16 protein-coding genes are annotated in these 13,961 nt (G+C 36.0%); 11 read left to right on the forward strand and 5 right to left on the reverse strand.

Annotated features, from left to right (window positions below; genetic code table 11):
- The first annotated feature begins 23 nt into the window (after positions 1-23).
- From ACFOZ1_RS09410 to ACFOZ1_RS09445, 8 genes are read left to right on the forward strand one after another with little or no spacing between them, the layout of a single operon-like run.
- Positions 24-1,727 carry an autotransporter outer membrane beta-barrel domain-containing protein gene (locus ACFOZ1_RS09410; RefSeq protein WP_390198737.1) on the forward strand — a complete coding sequence of 568 codons (1,704 nt, stop codon included), beginning with the start codon at positions 24-26 and terminating at the stop codon, positions 1,725-1,727.
- 44 nt (positions 1,728-1,771) lie between these two features.
- A complete protein-coding gene (locus ACFOZ1_RS09415; protein ID WP_390198738.1) occupies positions 1,772-2,353 on the forward strand; it encodes a hypothetical protein in 582 nt (193 codons plus the stop codon).
- Positions 2,354-2,398: 45 nt separating this feature from the next.
- Complete coding sequence (locus ACFOZ1_RS09420; RefSeq protein ID WP_390198739.1) at positions 2,399-2,980, forward strand: hypothetical protein; 582 nt, start codon at positions 2,399-2,401, stop codon at positions 2,978-2,980.
- A 26-nt stretch (positions 2,981-3,006) separates the two neighbouring features.
- Positions 3,007-3,390, forward strand: a complete 384-nt coding sequence (locus tag ACFOZ1_RS09425) for a hypothetical protein (protein ID WP_390198741.1) — start codon at positions 3,007-3,009, stop codon at positions 3,388-3,390.
- Positions 3,377-4,024 carry a hypothetical protein gene (locus ACFOZ1_RS09430; RefSeq protein WP_390198743.1) on the forward strand — a complete coding sequence of 216 codons (648 nt, stop codon included), beginning with the start codon at positions 3,377-3,379 and terminating at the stop codon, positions 4,022-4,024. The genes ACFOZ1_RS09425 and ACFOZ1_RS09430 overlap by 14 nt, the downstream gene beginning before the upstream one ends.
- A 15-nt stretch (positions 4,025-4,039) precedes the next feature.
- Positions 4,040-4,480: a hypothetical protein gene (locus ACFOZ1_RS09435; RefSeq protein ID WP_390198745.1), complete on the forward strand. Its 441-nt coding sequence runs from the start codon at positions 4,040-4,042 to the stop codon at positions 4,478-4,480.
- Positions 4,473-4,859 carry a pilus assembly protein gene (locus tag ACFOZ1_RS09440; protein ID WP_390198747.1) on the forward strand — a complete coding sequence of 129 codons (387 nt, stop codon included), beginning with the start codon at positions 4,473-4,475 and terminating at the stop codon, positions 4,857-4,859. Before ACFOZ1_RS09435 ends, ACFOZ1_RS09440 begins: the two co-directional genes overlap by 8 nt.
- A complete protein-coding gene (locus tag ACFOZ1_RS09445) occupies positions 4,856-5,500 on the forward strand; it encodes a hypothetical protein (RefSeq protein ID WP_390198749.1) in 645 nt (214 codons plus the stop codon). Before ACFOZ1_RS09440 ends, ACFOZ1_RS09445 begins: the two co-directional genes overlap by 4 nt.
- A gap of 46 nt (positions 5,501-5,546) precedes the next feature.
- Here the strand turns inward: ACFOZ1_RS09445 and ACFOZ1_RS09450 are convergent, their stop codons facing one another.
- Positions 5,547-6,422: a LysR family transcriptional regulator gene (locus tag ACFOZ1_RS09450; protein WP_390198751.1), complete on the reverse strand. Its 876-nt coding sequence runs from the start codon at positions 6,420-6,422 to the stop codon at positions 5,547-5,549.
- A gap of 120 nt (positions 6,423-6,542) precedes the next feature.
- Here ACFOZ1_RS09450 and ACFOZ1_RS09455 point away from each other — a divergent pair, with 120 nt between their 5' ends.
- On the forward strand, positions 6,543-7,562 hold the full coding sequence (locus ACFOZ1_RS09455; RefSeq protein WP_390198753.1) for a YeiH family protein: 1,020 nt from the start codon (positions 6,543-6,545) through the stop codon (positions 7,560-7,562).
- A gap of 143 nt (positions 7,563-7,705) precedes the next feature.
- Positions 7,706-8,962, forward strand: a complete 1,257-nt coding sequence (locus tag ACFOZ1_RS09460; RefSeq protein ID WP_390198755.1) for an EAL and HDOD domain-containing protein — start codon at positions 7,706-7,708, stop codon at positions 8,960-8,962.
- Between the two features lie 18 nt (positions 8,963-8,980).
- Here the strand turns inward: ACFOZ1_RS09460 and ACFOZ1_RS09465 are convergent, their stop codons facing one another.
- Both ACFOZ1_RS09465 and ACFOZ1_RS09470 read right to left on the reverse strand, forming a co-directional pair.
- The gene (locus ACFOZ1_RS09465) at positions 8,981-9,616 is read right to left on the reverse strand and encodes an NAD(P)/FAD-dependent oxidoreductase (RefSeq protein ID WP_390199010.1); all 636 of its coding nucleotides are present in this window, start codon (positions 9,614-9,616) and stop codon (positions 8,981-8,983) included.
- Complete coding sequence (locus ACFOZ1_RS09470; protein WP_390198757.1) at positions 9,595-10,158, reverse strand: NAD(P)/FAD-dependent oxidoreductase; 564 nt, start codon at positions 10,156-10,158, stop codon at positions 9,595-9,597. The genes ACFOZ1_RS09465 and ACFOZ1_RS09470 overlap by 22 nt, the downstream gene beginning before the upstream one ends.
- A 145-nt stretch (positions 10,159-10,303) precedes the next feature.
- Here ACFOZ1_RS09470 and ACFOZ1_RS09475 point away from each other — a divergent pair, with 145 nt between their 5' ends.
- Positions 10,304-11,203, forward strand: a complete 900-nt coding sequence (locus ACFOZ1_RS09475) for an alpha/beta hydrolase fold domain-containing protein (protein ID WP_390198759.1) — start codon at positions 10,304-10,306, stop codon at positions 11,201-11,203.
- A gap of 271 nt (positions 11,204-11,474) precedes the next feature.
- Here the strand turns inward: ACFOZ1_RS09475 and ACFOZ1_RS09480 are convergent, their stop codons facing one another.
- Positions 11,475-12,482 (reverse strand): GGDEF domain-containing protein, encoded by a 1,008-nt coding sequence (locus ACFOZ1_RS09480; protein WP_390198761.1) that lies wholly within the window; start codon positions 12,480-12,482, stop codon positions 11,475-11,477.
- A 99-nt stretch (positions 12,483-12,581) separates the two neighbouring features.
- Positions 12,582-13,799: a dicarboxylate/amino acid:cation symporter gene (locus tag ACFOZ1_RS09485; protein ID WP_390198763.1), complete on the reverse strand. Its 1,218-nt coding sequence runs from the start codon at positions 13,797-13,799 to the stop codon at positions 12,582-12,584.
- Between the last annotated feature and the right edge of the window lie 162 nt (positions 13,800-13,961).

Consider the following 13,961-nt stretch of genomic DNA (forward strand, 5'->3'; position numbering starts at 1 on the left):
GCCCTTTATTGAAAGGAGCAGTCATGAAAAGAAGTTTTACTAGGCGTCTATCGATTGTTGTAGTAAGTGTCATTCTTTTTTGGAACATGTTCCCACTTGTAGGTTTAGCTAGTTTTATTACACCAGGTCAAGCAATCACTCCAGGATCTGCGATTACTCCAGGGAATCCCATTTCAGGTGGTGAATTTATTGCACCTGGAGAAGTCTATGAATACGGGGAAGCTTACAATGATGGGACAAGTATAGATACATCAGAAGGATTGAACGCAGGACAGCCAATTATTGAAGGAAGTCTGCTAACAAATGGACAATTTATTACACCAAATGCACCACCATCTTTTTCGATTATCATAAGCGGAAATGCTCTAGAAGCTGGGAATGCCATTACAAGTGGCAGCCAAGTCGATTCAGGAAATGCCACAACCGGTGGAACCGCAATAAATGGGAATGCAACAGACGCTGGGAATGCTAGTGGAGACGGATCTGGCATCACGAGTGGAGATGCAACAACAGGTGGCTCTGCTATTAATAGTGGCGAGACTAGTTCTACTGGTAATAATGTCACGAGTGGTGACTCGGTAACTGGCGGAGATGGATCTAGTACAGGAAATGTCGATGCAAACGGCAACCCGATTGATGGGGCAAATGTCGATGCAAACGGCAACCCGATTGATGGGGCAAATGTTGATGCAAACGGCAATCCAGTTGATGGAGCGAATGTCGATGCAAATGGGAATCCAATTGATGGAGCTAATGTCGACGCAAACGGTAATCCAGTTAATGGTGGGAACAGTTCTACTGGTGACACCAGCGCAAATGGAAATAGCACGAATGGAAATGCAACAGATGGTGGAGAAGCACCTTCTCTATTAAACTTAGCATTTAGTTCGACAAAAGACAGTAATAATGTAGTAGATGCAATTGTCAATGTAACAGGTGATGTGAAGAAATATATATTAGGCTTTGCCGATACTGTTGCACAAGGCGCGATTGCTACATACGCAGGTTTTAATATTAAGCAAATCGCTGATAGTAAGTATTATGCGGTATATGGTAAGAACAGTTTAAATAGTTCGATTGGTAATTGGTTTTATGATCGCTATCGTTCTTATAATTACGATGGAAACAGTACACAATTTGGTCCGAATTCCAGACGAATTGGTGAAGCAAGATACAATGCATTTATGGGTACGAAAAAGATTGGTGGACCTAGTTTATGGGGAACGGTAGCTGGTGCAACGAAATCATCCTTGAATAGTTCTTGGAATGTTGCATCAAGTAGTTTTTGGAAACCGTCGAATATGTTAAAGCTAGGTGGACCAGTAGGTGTTGCTTTGACATCTATCGGTTCGGTATCGACACATTCGAATGGCTTCACCGATTTTAGTGGACTAAAGACAACAGATTTTGCGGCATCTTTAACAACAGATGTGGCAGTAGGCGTTGCGTCAACTGCAATCGGTAGTATGGCTTCAAGTGCAGCAGCAGGCGCGCTTGCGGGTTCTGTTGTTCCGGGTGTTGGTACCATTATTGGAGCAGGTGTCGGGTTGTTAGCAGGATTCGGTACAACCTATTTAATCAATGGAACAGCAACAGGGAGAAAAGTGAAAAAAGCAGTCACCGGATTTGTCAAGAAAGGCTATGATGGTGTAGTTAACGCCGCGAAGTCAGTGAAAGATGGCATTTCAGCAGGGATCTCCAAAATCGGCAGTCTCTTTGGAGGGTAAGGAGATCCCTCCATTGCTCTAAAAAAAATTAGGTAGGTGTACTTATGAGTGGTAAAGAAGTAACATTTAAAGAAAGTAGAATCATCGCAACAACTCTTCTACTTGTAGGTATGGGTTTCTTAATGAGTGTCATTCCAGAAGGTAATTTATATTTATTTTTATTTAATTTGTTCCTGGCAATCATTGCTTGTGTGTTGTTCTATACATTTTGGCGGAAATTAAAATTTCAATCGAAACGATATTTTTCCTTATTGTCTTATGTCATGATTAACACAATGGCAATTTATTTCGCCATTCCTTTGTTACGACTCTATTTTCTGACATTCACATTCTGGTTTGGAATAGGCATGTTACTCATTATGATAATATTGCCATATTTATATGCAAAAGAAATTGCGTTTGGTGTCCAAAAACCGTACAAATCTAAATTAGGAAAGATTTTTCTTATCTATACAGTACTTGTCATGGTGTTTGGGATAAGTGCATATATGGGCTCGTTATATCATGCAAATGCAGATGCACTTGTATTAGCAGTAGTTGCATTTCTTATGTCTTTATTGTTTTTCTTCCTTGCACCAATCATGTTAATTAAACCAGAGGAAATGGATGAGTTGATGAAGAAATAGTTTGGAGGCTGCCATTACTCTAAAAAAAGTTAGGTAGGTGCACTTATGAGTGGTAAAGAAGTAACATTCAAAGAGAGTAGGATCATCGCTACAACTCTTCTACTTGTAGGTATGGGATTCTTAGCAAGTGTCGTTCCAGAAGTGAATTTAAATTTATTTTTATTTAATTTGTTTCTAGCAATCATTGCCTTTGTGTTGTTCTATACATTTTGGCGAAAATTAAAATTTCAATCGAAACGATATTATTCCTTATTGTCTTATGTCATGACCAATACACTGGCAATTTATTTCGCCATTCCCTTATTACGACTTTATTTTCTGACATTCACATTTTGGTTTGGAATAGGTATGTTACTCATTATGATAATAGTGCCATATTTATATGCAAAAGAAATTGCGTTTGGTGTCCAAAAACCGTACAAATCAAAATTAGGAAAGATTTTTCTTATCTATACGGTGCTTGTCATGGTGTTTGGGATAAGTGCCTATATGGGCTCGTTATATCATGCAAATGCAGATGCACTTGTAGTAGCAGTAGTTGTATTTCTTCTATCTTTAATGTTTTTCTTCCTTGCACCAATTTTGTTAATTAAACCAGAGGAAATGGATGAGTTGATGAAGAAATAGTTTGTCAAATTAATTGGAGGATAATTATGTTTCAATTTCGGGGTTTTATACAAGCAATCGGTGTGAGTCTTCTGCTTACACTTGTTTATGGATTTATCATTGGTATGTTTAATTTGTTACCTGTTGAATGGGTTGTGATTACGACATTCCTTCTCTCTTATGGTGCGATTGGTGTTTTTGCGCCTTTATGGAATAAAAAAACACCATATTTCGCAACATTTTTAGCGGCAATTGTCTTTACAGTTATTAATATCTTGTTCTCTGTAATTGTCCTTAGAATACCAGTCCTTTTTAATCCAATTGCTGTCAACGAAAATCTGATTTCAAGTAGTGTGATGGCATTGGTAACAGCATGTATTTTTATGCAAATTAATAAAAGAATTGAGCGAACAAACAATGATCAAAACTAGTTTGGAAATATATAATCGATACCTTATCAAAATCATGATGAGTAGCTTACTTATTGTAATTCCATTGTCCTTATTTCTCTATTTTGCGACATATTATTTATATGACGTGCTAGCACAAGACCAGTATCCGAGTATGTACACATTATATTTTATCTTGTTGAATTTTATCTGTATTATTCCAATGTATCGTAGGCTAGCAGAGAGTGATTTAGAAGATGAAGAAGAACCGACATTACTAGATTTAATGAAAGAATTTATCAAGCATTTTGGTATCGTGCTATGTATTAGTATCCCATTATATATTGTCGCAATGATAGGCATGCCAATTGGATTTATCCCGACAGTGATTTGTGGTGTACTCTTATTACTCTTTCCATTCACCATTCATTACCTAAATGCAAAAAAAATAATGCAATCAATTGGGAGTATTTTGAAAAAAGAAAACATCTTTGTATTGTTTGATTTGCTTGTTGTTATCTGTTCCCAAGTTTTAGTCTACAGTTTGTTACTGCAAGCATTTGACCAGTTTGAAAGTAATTTCTATGTCTATGGCATAACAAAGGCAATCGTCAATGCATGTATTTTCCCTTTCTTAATATTTTACCTTACGCAACGTTATCGACTTAATTCATAAAGGATGAAAAAGTAAATGAAAAAAGATACGACGCAAGACTTTAAGAAAAGAAATCTATTTATTGTTGTGCTTCTTTCCATTGTTACATTCGGTATCTATATTGGATATTGGTTTCTTTCAACAAAACCTGCATTTCAATTCGTGAAGGAAAAGAACGAGATTCCCTTCAAATGGTGGGTTGTTGCAACAATTTATTTAAGTCTATCCCTAGTTATTTCAGTGATTAGTGAATTCATCTTATCTCTTTATGGACTGTATGTACTTGATTCGATTGATTTGATTTGTGCCTATTTATTTATCGCATTGCTTTACTATTCTATCTTTAGAATAAAAGAGGTACTAGAGGATGCAGATAGTGAGATTGAGTTTAATTCCTATTTATTATTCTTTTTTCATATTTGGTATATCCAATACAAGTTAAATAAGCATTCCAGCAGGGGGCTTCAAAATGGATAAACTAAAAAATGAAAAGGGAGCATTAAGCATTGAATTTTTAGGAATCTTGCCTTTCTTCTTTCTCTTCTTTCTGCTATTGTGGCAAGTTGTTGCTTCAGGCTACGCGATTCATACTGTCAAAACGGCCACAAATGCTGGTGCGAAGACATTTGCTGCAACAACAGATATATATGAAGCAGAAGATACAGTGAAGCAAGCAATTGGTGACACTTCTGTTGTAGATTACGAGAATATGCAAGTGGTGATGCTAGATAGTAATGGCAAGTTCGAATTAAATGTGAAGGTGCGTCATTCGCTAATTTTTGTTCCGACTCAATGGAAACCAAGTACATCGATTACACTCGATGAATCGATTGTGAGTCAGGTGTTAGTAAGATGAGATGTATAAGCACAGATGAGCGAGGAAATGCGGCGATTTACTTAATATGGTTAATCAGTATTGTTGCTTTATTATTTCTACTTGTCATCAATATCTCGAATATTTTTGTGACAGGTGTCCAATCATCGAACTCTGCAGAACAAGCAGCAATTGCAGGGACTTCTGTGATCATTACAGAAACAAAAAAAGCGATTGAAGCATATGATGATGATCCATTATCGATTCCGGGTAGAGTACACCATGATATGAAAACAATCGAGGAATTAGTTGATGAGAAACAATCGGATTACAGATCATCAGGAATGACAGATGACCAAGCATATGTAAAAGCATTGGATACAGTACTATTAAATGAAATCAATACACATCCATTATTAAAAGATAAGATACGAGAGCATTTTATTCAAGAAGGATTAAATGACAAAATATACGCGACAGTAACTGGTGTCGTCCAAGACAATCATGGCAATCAGGCAGACACCCAAATCATTTTGTCAAACCAAGAATGGCGCTTAGAAGTAGAGACAACCATTAATTATACAAGTATAGCTGATGAAACCTATATCCCTGAGATTGAAGATAAGATTGCAGGGAAAGGGATAGGTCCCACATTAGATTATTTACGATTAATCTATGAGTAAAGGAAGCATAGTAGCCAATTTTGGAGACGATGCTTCCTTTTCATATTTACATCGAATCGATGATTTCCATAAACGCTGTCACACTTTTCTTTGTTTTGCCAATCGGTGTGTAAATGTAAGATAGTGTGCGGGTAAAGGGTTTGTTCTTCACTCTAGTTACTGCTAATTCCCCGTGTTTTCGTTCGCGTTCTACCACATAGGAAGATAACAAAGATATTCCCATTCCATTAATCACACTTTCTTTAATGCCTTGATTACTACTAATTGTCATAAGGCGCTTTACCTTCAGTCCATTTGTACGAATAAAATGTTTCACATATTCATTTGTTCCAGAGCCATCTTCTCTTATAATCCACTGTTGATCGTGTAATTCATGTATGTCGACACACTCTTCTAAACACATGTGTGTAGGTGAAGAGATGAGGACAAGTTCATCCTCCATGAATGGCTGAATCTGCAATTCGGTATCATTTGTTTGTCCTTCGATTAAGCCAATATCTACTTGAAACATCCGCACCTTTTCAATAATTTCCTCCGTATTACCTATAATGATTTGTAATTCAAGTTCAGGGTAGAAATCTTGCACCTTTTTCAATAATGAGGGAAGGATAAATTCCCCAATTGTAAAGCTAGCTCCAATTACTAATACTCCTTGAATTTTGTGATGATAGGCAACAATTTCTTCTTTTGTCTGTTCATAGAGAGAACGTAGCTGTTTGGCACGTTTGTACAGTATTTCCCCTGTTGGTGTAATTTGTACATGTTTTGGGGAACGTATAAATAGTTCTGTACCGAATTCCTTCTCTAAATTTTTGACTTGTAAACTGACACTTGGTTGGGATATATGCAGGATTTCAGAAGCTTTCGTGAAATTCTTGACCTCTGCAATCGTAATAAATGTTTTTAGTGCATCTTCATTCATAGCCACACCACCTTTTTATCATTAATAAAACTAATCATTGCAATCACATATATGTATTTTACTAATTATTGCATAGCACTTAAAGTAAAACTAGTAAAATATTTAGAGGAAGTGACAACAATGGGAATGACAGCAAAGAAGCAGATGGAAGTAATGAAGCGATATGGACAGGGTATCTTACTGACATTCGGTATTGCAATCATCGCTAGTGTATTAGCCAAGATACCTTTTTTATCTGTGATGGGGCAATTAGTTATTGCAATCATTATAGGAATGATTTGGAGAGCAGTAATTGGGTTAAATGACGGAAGCAAGCTAGGTGTAACTTTTTCCAGTAAGAGACTGCTTAAAGTTGGTATTATTTTACTTGGTGTGCGATTGAATTTACTTGATATTTATCATGCGGGAGCAAAAGTATTCTTGATTGCTGTTATCCATATTATTTTTACCCTTGTGGTGGTATATGTGATAGCTAAGATGCTCCATGTCAAAAAAGAAATCAGTGTATTAACAGCATGCGGGACAGCGATTTGTGGAGCGGCAGCAGTTGTGGCGATTGCACCTCAAGTAAAAGCAAAAGAAGAGGAAGTCGCTGTTAGTGCGACAAATGTAGCTATATTAGGTACATTATTTACATTGCTGTATACAAGTATCTATCCATTCTTGTCGATGTCATCAGAAGCTTATGGTGTATGGACAGGTGGTACTTTGCATGAAGTAGCACATGTGATTGCAGCAGCGAATGTCGGTGGAGAAGAAGCAATGAACCAAGCGATTATTATGAAATTAACACGTGTCGCATTATTAGTACCAGTTGCTTTACTTATTGGATATCTCTTTCAAAGAAAAGAATCTGGGTCAAGACAAAAAGGACAGACAGTATCGATTATTCCATGGTTTATCTTTGGTTTCCTTCTAATGAGTGGTGTGCATACATTAGGCATAGTATCAGAGCAGGTTGCAACAAACATTGTGAACATCGCATATGTTCTACTCGCAATGGCTATGGCAGGACTTGGTTTACAAGTAGAATTCAAAGCACTACGTAAAATTGGAATAAGACCATTTGTTGCAGGATTTATTGGTTCAGTTTTACTAGTATGTTTGGGTTATATTTTAGTTACTTTCTTTGTTGCTTAGATCATTTATTTCAAATCCTCTCATAAATATGCTAATATTTACTAATAAATAGACAAAAAATGCCGATATAAAAGAAGTTGATTGATAATTATTTATCATTTTTTATTCTAATTGTAACGAGAATACAGTCGGGTGGGGTTTGAGTGAATTCAGTGATGTTAGCAAAGCAACCTATTCTTGATAGGGAGCGTCATTTGTATGGATATGAATTACTGTATCGAAGTGAACAACCTACAGAAGAGTGGAATGGGGACTTAGCAACTGTAGAAGTGATGATAAATGCCTTTTTAAATATCGGAATGGAGCAGTTAGCAGGGGAAAAGCCAGTATTTATTAATTTTACAGACAATTTAATTACGCAAGAGTTAGCAAGACAATTTTCACCAAAAGACCTAATTATAGAATTACTTGAGGACATTACCCTCACAGAAGAAATGAAAGAAAAAATCATTCTATTATCACACCATGGCTATCGACTTGCATTAGATGATGTTACATCAGAGTTATTTTTACAATGGCACAAAGAGAAGATGATCTCCTATTTAACGTATATTAAAGTAGACTTTCTCGCGATTACGAGCCACGAAGAAAGGGCGAAGCTTGCAAAAGTAATCCAAGCATTGTATCCGCATATTACTTTACTCGCAGAAAAAGTTGAAACAATGGAAGACTTTAAAGCAGCTCGGGAGATAGGATTTGAATTATTCCAAGGGTATTTTTTTATGAAACCAAAAGTGATGGAGTCGCATGAAATACCATCTAATTACTTCACATATGTCCAATTAATTGAGCGTATCAATCGTAAAGAATTTGATTTATTACAAATCGCGGAAATTATTCAAAAGGACCTCTCTTTATCATATAAGTTACTTAAATTAATTAATTCACCTGCATATAGAAGGGTAGAAAGAATCAATTCGATTGAACGAGCTGTTGTATTATTAGGCCAAAAGGAAATAAAGAAATGGTTACATGTTCTTGCACTAAGAGATTCTTTAAAGCAAAATCCGATAAATGGTGCCGATGTACTTGTGAAAAGTTCATATTACCGTGCGAAAATGTGTGAAAATATTGCAGAAATGCTCGTACCAGAGTACAAGCAGGAAGCATTTTTGGTTGGCTATTTCTCACAATTACCAGCCATTTTACGTCAACCATTAGATCGCTTAATCAAAAATTTATCCTTAGAAGAAACAATTGAACATGCACTAAAAGAAATACCAGGCATATTAACAGATGTGTATCATCTCGCAGTAGCATTTGAACGAGTGAAGTGGGAAGAGGTTGATTTCTACATATCGAAATTAAACTTATCGAAAGAAGATGTCGCAAATGCGTATCAATGTGCGAATGCATGGGTGTTAGATGTATTAAAAGAAGAATTACATACGATAGAGTAAAACGTGCACAGAGTGATTTCAGTGCACGTTTTTTTGATCCAACTGTGGACGGTCTTCTAAATATAAAGAGACCTCTTCGCAATAGCCTTCTGTAATCTCTTGTACAATTAATTTTGCGAGTAGTTGACTATATACTGTCCCATTATCCCTAAATGCATAAAGGAAATAACTGTTTGGAAATGCATCATATTTGCCGATGATTGGGATTCCATCTACGGTTCCGCCATAAAAAGCAGCCGAAAAGAATTCGGGCTCTGCATGGATTGCAGGAAACATGTGTTTTAATTCTTGTATTAATTTATTTTTTTTATGCATTAATTTGCTATCTCTGTCTTCCGGATAGTTCGTATGATCATCAAGTCCACCAATAATAATCCGATTGTCATCTGTCGTACGTAAATATAAATATGGTCGAGCCGTTTCCCAAATGAGTGTCCGCTTGTACCATGTGGAGAGGTCTGCTATTTGATTTGTTGTCACAGTATACGTGCTTACAAAGGATACGGTCTTCTCCTTTTTAATGTCAGTGCCTTCGTAACCAGCAGAGTAAATCACCTTTTTTGCGAAAATCGTTTGCCCATTCCTTGTAGTAATCTCTACTGTGTCTGTTTCTTTATTGTAACGATGCCCATTTACTTCTGTGTTTTCATAAATCTGTACACCCCTTTATTGGCAGCATCTTCTATGAGTGCATGTGTGAATTTAAATGGATTAATTTCTGCATCATTATACGAATAGATTGCTCCAGATCTTGTGAAAGGATATTTCGCTTCTATTTCTTCTTTAGAAAGAAAATCCACTTCACATTGTTGTTGTTTTAAATAGTCATATTCTTGTTTCAATTTCGGTAAGTCTTCTGGTTTACTTGCGGCATATAATGTATCTCTGCGATGGAACTCACAATCAATAGAGGCTTCCTTAGCTGCCATCTCCATCTCGTTTATTGCTTCTTTTAATAGGCGAAGATGTGTATTGATATAGTCTTCACCGAAAGTATGTATCATATCTGTAAATATCTTCTCACCAGAATACTGAATCAGTGCAGTATTATTACTCGTACTCCCACTACCAATGGTATTTTTCTCTATGATAACCACATCTAATTCGCTCTTTGCCAAATAATAGGCACATTGAGCTCCGGAACTTCCGCCACCAATAATTAATACATCACAAGAAATATCTGCTTGTAAATCCACTGTGTATTCCTCCATATGAAAAATGATATTTTTAATATAACCATCAGCGATTATTTCATTCCTTTTTCTATATTTGTAATCTTCAAAGAACTCTTAACATTTTAGTGTGGTAAAATAAAGAAAAATATAGAAGAGAGTGAAATAGATGGATAAGGTAAAAGCGCGTAAAGTTGCAAATGAATTACCAAGTGGGACACAAGTATTGTATGGGGATTATCCTGAAGCGGGCAACTATTATTCGTGTGCGTTTCATCCAGATATCGTGTACGCAACATACGGTGAAGTGACTCGAAAACTTCAAATTATTTGTCCACAACAGCAAGACACAACTTTTCCTTTAGTTGTATTTATCCAAGGATCTGCATGGAGGAAGCAAGATATCTATGCTAATATTTCGAATCTCGCACATATTGCAGCAAAAGGGTATACCGTTGCAAGTGTAGAAATACGCGAAACAGATCTCGCACCATTTCCTGCAGCATTAGAAGATGTAAAGTGTGCAATCCGGTTTATGCGAAAAAATAAAGAAACATATCATGTAGACACAAAGCGAGTAGCAGTGTGGGGAGATTCATCTGGCGGGCACCTTGCATTAATGACAGGACTAACAATGGGAGAGTATACAAATGATTTATATGCAGATGAATCTGATAATGTAAACGCAGTCATTGATTATTATGGTGTAACGGATTTGTTAACTCTAGGAAAATATAATGATATTTTGGATCATGATGCCGACGATGCGCCGGAAGGGTTATTGATCAGTGGAAGTGTAAAAGAGTATTCAGAAGCGGCGAAAAAAGCGAGTCCATTGCATCAAGATTTAACGAGAGAATTACCACCAATTTTAATTGTTCATGGAGATTGTGATGGGGTTGTACATATTCATCAAAGCCTTGAAATGTACAAAGCATTAAGAGAAAATGACCAGCAAGCGATATTTTACAAAGTGATTGGCGCAGATCATGGACCGGGTATTTGGAATGCCCAAGTGTTAGATGTGACAGAGAAGTTTTTACAGGCACATTTAAAAAAGCCAATTTGATTAAAATACTATCAACCGAAAGATGGAGATAATAGTATTCTTTCATTACAAAAATCCCAATGATTCGAAATTAATTTATGAATCATTGGGATTTTTTTGCACATTAATAGGTAACTCTATTTGGTAATGTGGAGCATTTTATATGTGCTTGTGAGCAGCAGTGGGGTATACGCACACGAATCATAGCACACAATAACTAGTTATAGTCTTGTCGTATCATCCTTCGTGTTTTGTTTGAAGAACAATATTTATGTCCCAACTCAGGTATTTATTATGGTGAAATTTCCACTCGATTTCTCCCGTTTTGTTTCGCTTGGTATAAAGCATGATCTGCTTGCTCTAATAATAATGGCATTGGTTGGTTTTCGTAAATAGAAACTCCAAAGCTCGCAGTAATTGTCCCTGCTGTTTCAAAAGTATGATCTTCAATGGCTTTTCTTATTTTATTTGCAAGTATGGCAGTATCTTCACGTCGTCTTCTTGATACAATGATAAATTCTTCTCCACCCCATCTGCCCATATTATCACTATGTTCTAATTGAGAGATGACAACATCTGTAATTTCTTTTAAGACAGAATCCCCAATAGCATGACCAAATGTATCATTAATGGATTTGAAATAATCAATATCGAACAAGATAACTGAAAATATTTGCTTCTTTTTTACACATTCATCTAGCCACAAGTAAATCTTTCTTCGATTCGCTACACCTGTTAATGTATCGTAATAAGCTAATTTCTCAACCATCTCTTTTTCGGTATAGTAAGTAATGACATTACGTACAAAAAAGATAAAGATAATATATACAAAATTAGATAGATAGAATTGTAGTAGACGTTCTACCCCTACTGCTGGGATATCATGTAAATGAATAGAACCAATGACAACAAGACAAATCCAGATAAGGAAAGCATAGATTAATCCAGCTTTTTTAGACAAGGAAATAAAAATAAATACGAGAATAAGTGGCGTCCAATATGTAAAGCTACCTGTATGTGGATGCTGTAATTCAATCATATCGAATGTGACAATATTATAAAACTTTACGAGTAATAAAAGACTGATAACGGTAAGGTTCAAGTATTCTACTATCTGTAATGTGTTTGGGAAGAGTAATAAAATGAATGAAAATGTGAAAACAATGATAAAAATTGATAACATAAACGTATTCATTGGATTCGAATAAGAAGACAATAAAAGACCCATTATGCTTGCAATTACAATAATCGGCAAGATAATCATATACATTTGTCTTTTTAGTTTTTCATATTGATTCATCATTATTACGCCCCATCAAGATGTAGTAGGTATTTTAATATAATTATATCAAAATACCTATGTGTTAGCTATATGCAGATAGAAGATGCGTGATAGAATCTAAGCCTTTTTCCCTTTCTTGTCCACTACAACTGCACCAACAATATCTCCGACTACATTAGATGCAGTTCCAGCCATCCCAATTAAAGCATCTACACCAGCGATTAATGCAACAATTTCTAGCGGCAAGTCAAACAATGTTAATACAGCGGCCAAAGTTACTAATCCAGCTGCAGGTACACCAGCTGTTCCAATAGATAGTAATGTTCCTATCACAACAATCATTGCTAAATCAGTTGCTGAAAAATTTGCGTTTGTCACATTTGCGGCAAAAACAATCGATGCTCCCATACGAAGTGCACCGCCATCAGAGTTGAAAATAGCTCCTAATGGAAGACTGAAATGAACAATTTTATCAGATACACCTAATTTTTTTGCATCTTCCATCGCGATGGGCAATGTTGCTACACTACTAGATGTGAAGAAAGCAGTTGTAAAAGAACGACGAATCGTTGTATAGAATTTTCGAATAGACACACGAGAAAACTTTAAAAACCCAGTATAGACAAATGCCCACAGCAGGATCACTCCAAGATAAAATACCGCGGTAAACTTAAGTAAGGACTCGAATGTATCCCATCCTTGCGTACCGAATGTCGAAGCTGCAATAGCAAAAATTCCTATCGGCGCATATAACAAAATTCCTTTTAATACTCTAAAGAATAGCTCATTCAATGCTTCTAATACTTCTTGCAACACCGTGCCATATTTCACTAATTTTGGATCATTTGCATGCTTCATTGTAGATAATGCATAACCAATAATAATTGCTAGAAACAAAATAGCCATTAAATTACCAGAGTTAAATGCGGCAAAGATATTATCTGGTACAATATTTAACAAAATATCGCTGAAAGAGGGATTCGCAGGCTCATCTACTTGTGCGTTTGGAAGCGTCAAATTTGCTCCAGGATTGATGATAAGTGCAAGTCCTAATCCAATCAGTACGGCCATTGCTGTTGTGATACTGTAGTATAAGACAAGCTTTCCACCTGTTTTCCCTAGTTCTTTCGGATTCATATTATTTACTGCAAGTACGACTGTCAAGAAAACAACAGGAATTGCGATCATACTTAATAAATTGATTAAAATCGTTCCAAGCGGCTTGATTACCTCAATAGAAGGACCAACAATCACTCCAATAATGATACCTAATAAAAAGCCAATCGACATTTTAATAACCAAGCTTGTCTGTTTATATGTTTTCCAGAGATTCATTCAACCTCCTACCTTTCTCTTTTTTTCTTAGCAACTATTCATTATATCCCTTATATATAACTTGGACAAACATTTAAATCGCTAATCATCGATGAAAAAAATGTAATGAATTGGCCCATAAGCAGCAATGTTTGAAATTGTGTGGATTTGTGGTATTACTTA

Source organism: Gracilibacillus marinus (genome assembly GCF_042651725.1).
GTDB lineage: Bacteria > Bacillota > Bacilli > Bacillales > Amphibacillaceae > Gracilibacillus > Gracilibacillus marinus.

Excerpts from the sequence above, each read along its gene's own strand:
- ACFOZ1_RS09410 (WP_390198737.1), top strand. The coding sequence starts at position 24 with ATGAAAAGAAGTTTTACTAGGCGTCTATCGATTGTTGTAGTAAGTGTC.
- ACFOZ1_RS09430 (WP_390198743.1), top strand. The coding sequence starts at position 3,377 with ATGATCAAAACTAGTTTGGAAATATATAATCGATACCTTATCAAAATC.
- ACFOZ1_RS09425 (WP_390198741.1), top strand. The coding sequence starts at position 3,007 with ATGTTTCAATTTCGGGGTTTTATACAAGCAATCGGTGTGAGTCTTCTG.
- ACFOZ1_RS09450 (WP_390198751.1), bottom strand. The coding sequence starts at position 6,422 with ATGAATGAAGATGCACTAAAAACATTTATTACGATTGCAGAGGTCAAG.
- ACFOZ1_RS09415 (WP_390198738.1), top strand. The coding sequence starts at position 1,772 with ATGAGTGGTAAAGAAGTAACATTTAAAGAAAGTAGAATCATCGCAACA.
- ACFOZ1_RS09455 (WP_390198753.1), top strand. The coding sequence starts at position 6,543 with ATGGGAATGACAGCAAAGAAGCAGATGGAAGTAATGAAGCGATATGGA.
- ACFOZ1_RS09475 (WP_390198759.1), top strand. The coding sequence starts at position 10,304 with ATGGATAAGGTAAAAGCGCGTAAAGTTGCAAATGAATTACCAAGTGGG.
- ACFOZ1_RS09420 (WP_390198739.1), top strand. The coding sequence starts at position 2,399 with ATGAGTGGTAAAGAAGTAACATTCAAAGAGAGTAGGATCATCGCTACA.
- ACFOZ1_RS09435 (WP_390198745.1), top strand. The coding sequence starts at position 4,040 with ATGAAAAAAGATACGACGCAAGACTTTAAGAAAAGAAATCTATTTATT.
- ACFOZ1_RS09480 (WP_390198761.1), bottom strand. The coding sequence starts at position 12,482 with ATGAATCAATATGAAAAACTAAAAAGACAAATGTATATGATTATCTTG.
- ACFOZ1_RS09485 (WP_390198763.1), bottom strand. The coding sequence starts at position 13,799 with ATGAATCTCTGGAAAACATATAAACAGACAAGCTTGGTTATTAAAATG.
- ACFOZ1_RS09440 (WP_390198747.1), top strand. The coding sequence starts at position 4,473 with ATGGATAAACTAAAAAATGAAAAGGGAGCATTAAGCATTGAATTTTTA.
- ACFOZ1_RS09445 (WP_390198749.1), top strand. The coding sequence starts at position 4,856 with ATGAGATGTATAAGCACAGATGAGCGAGGAAATGCGGCGATTTACTTA.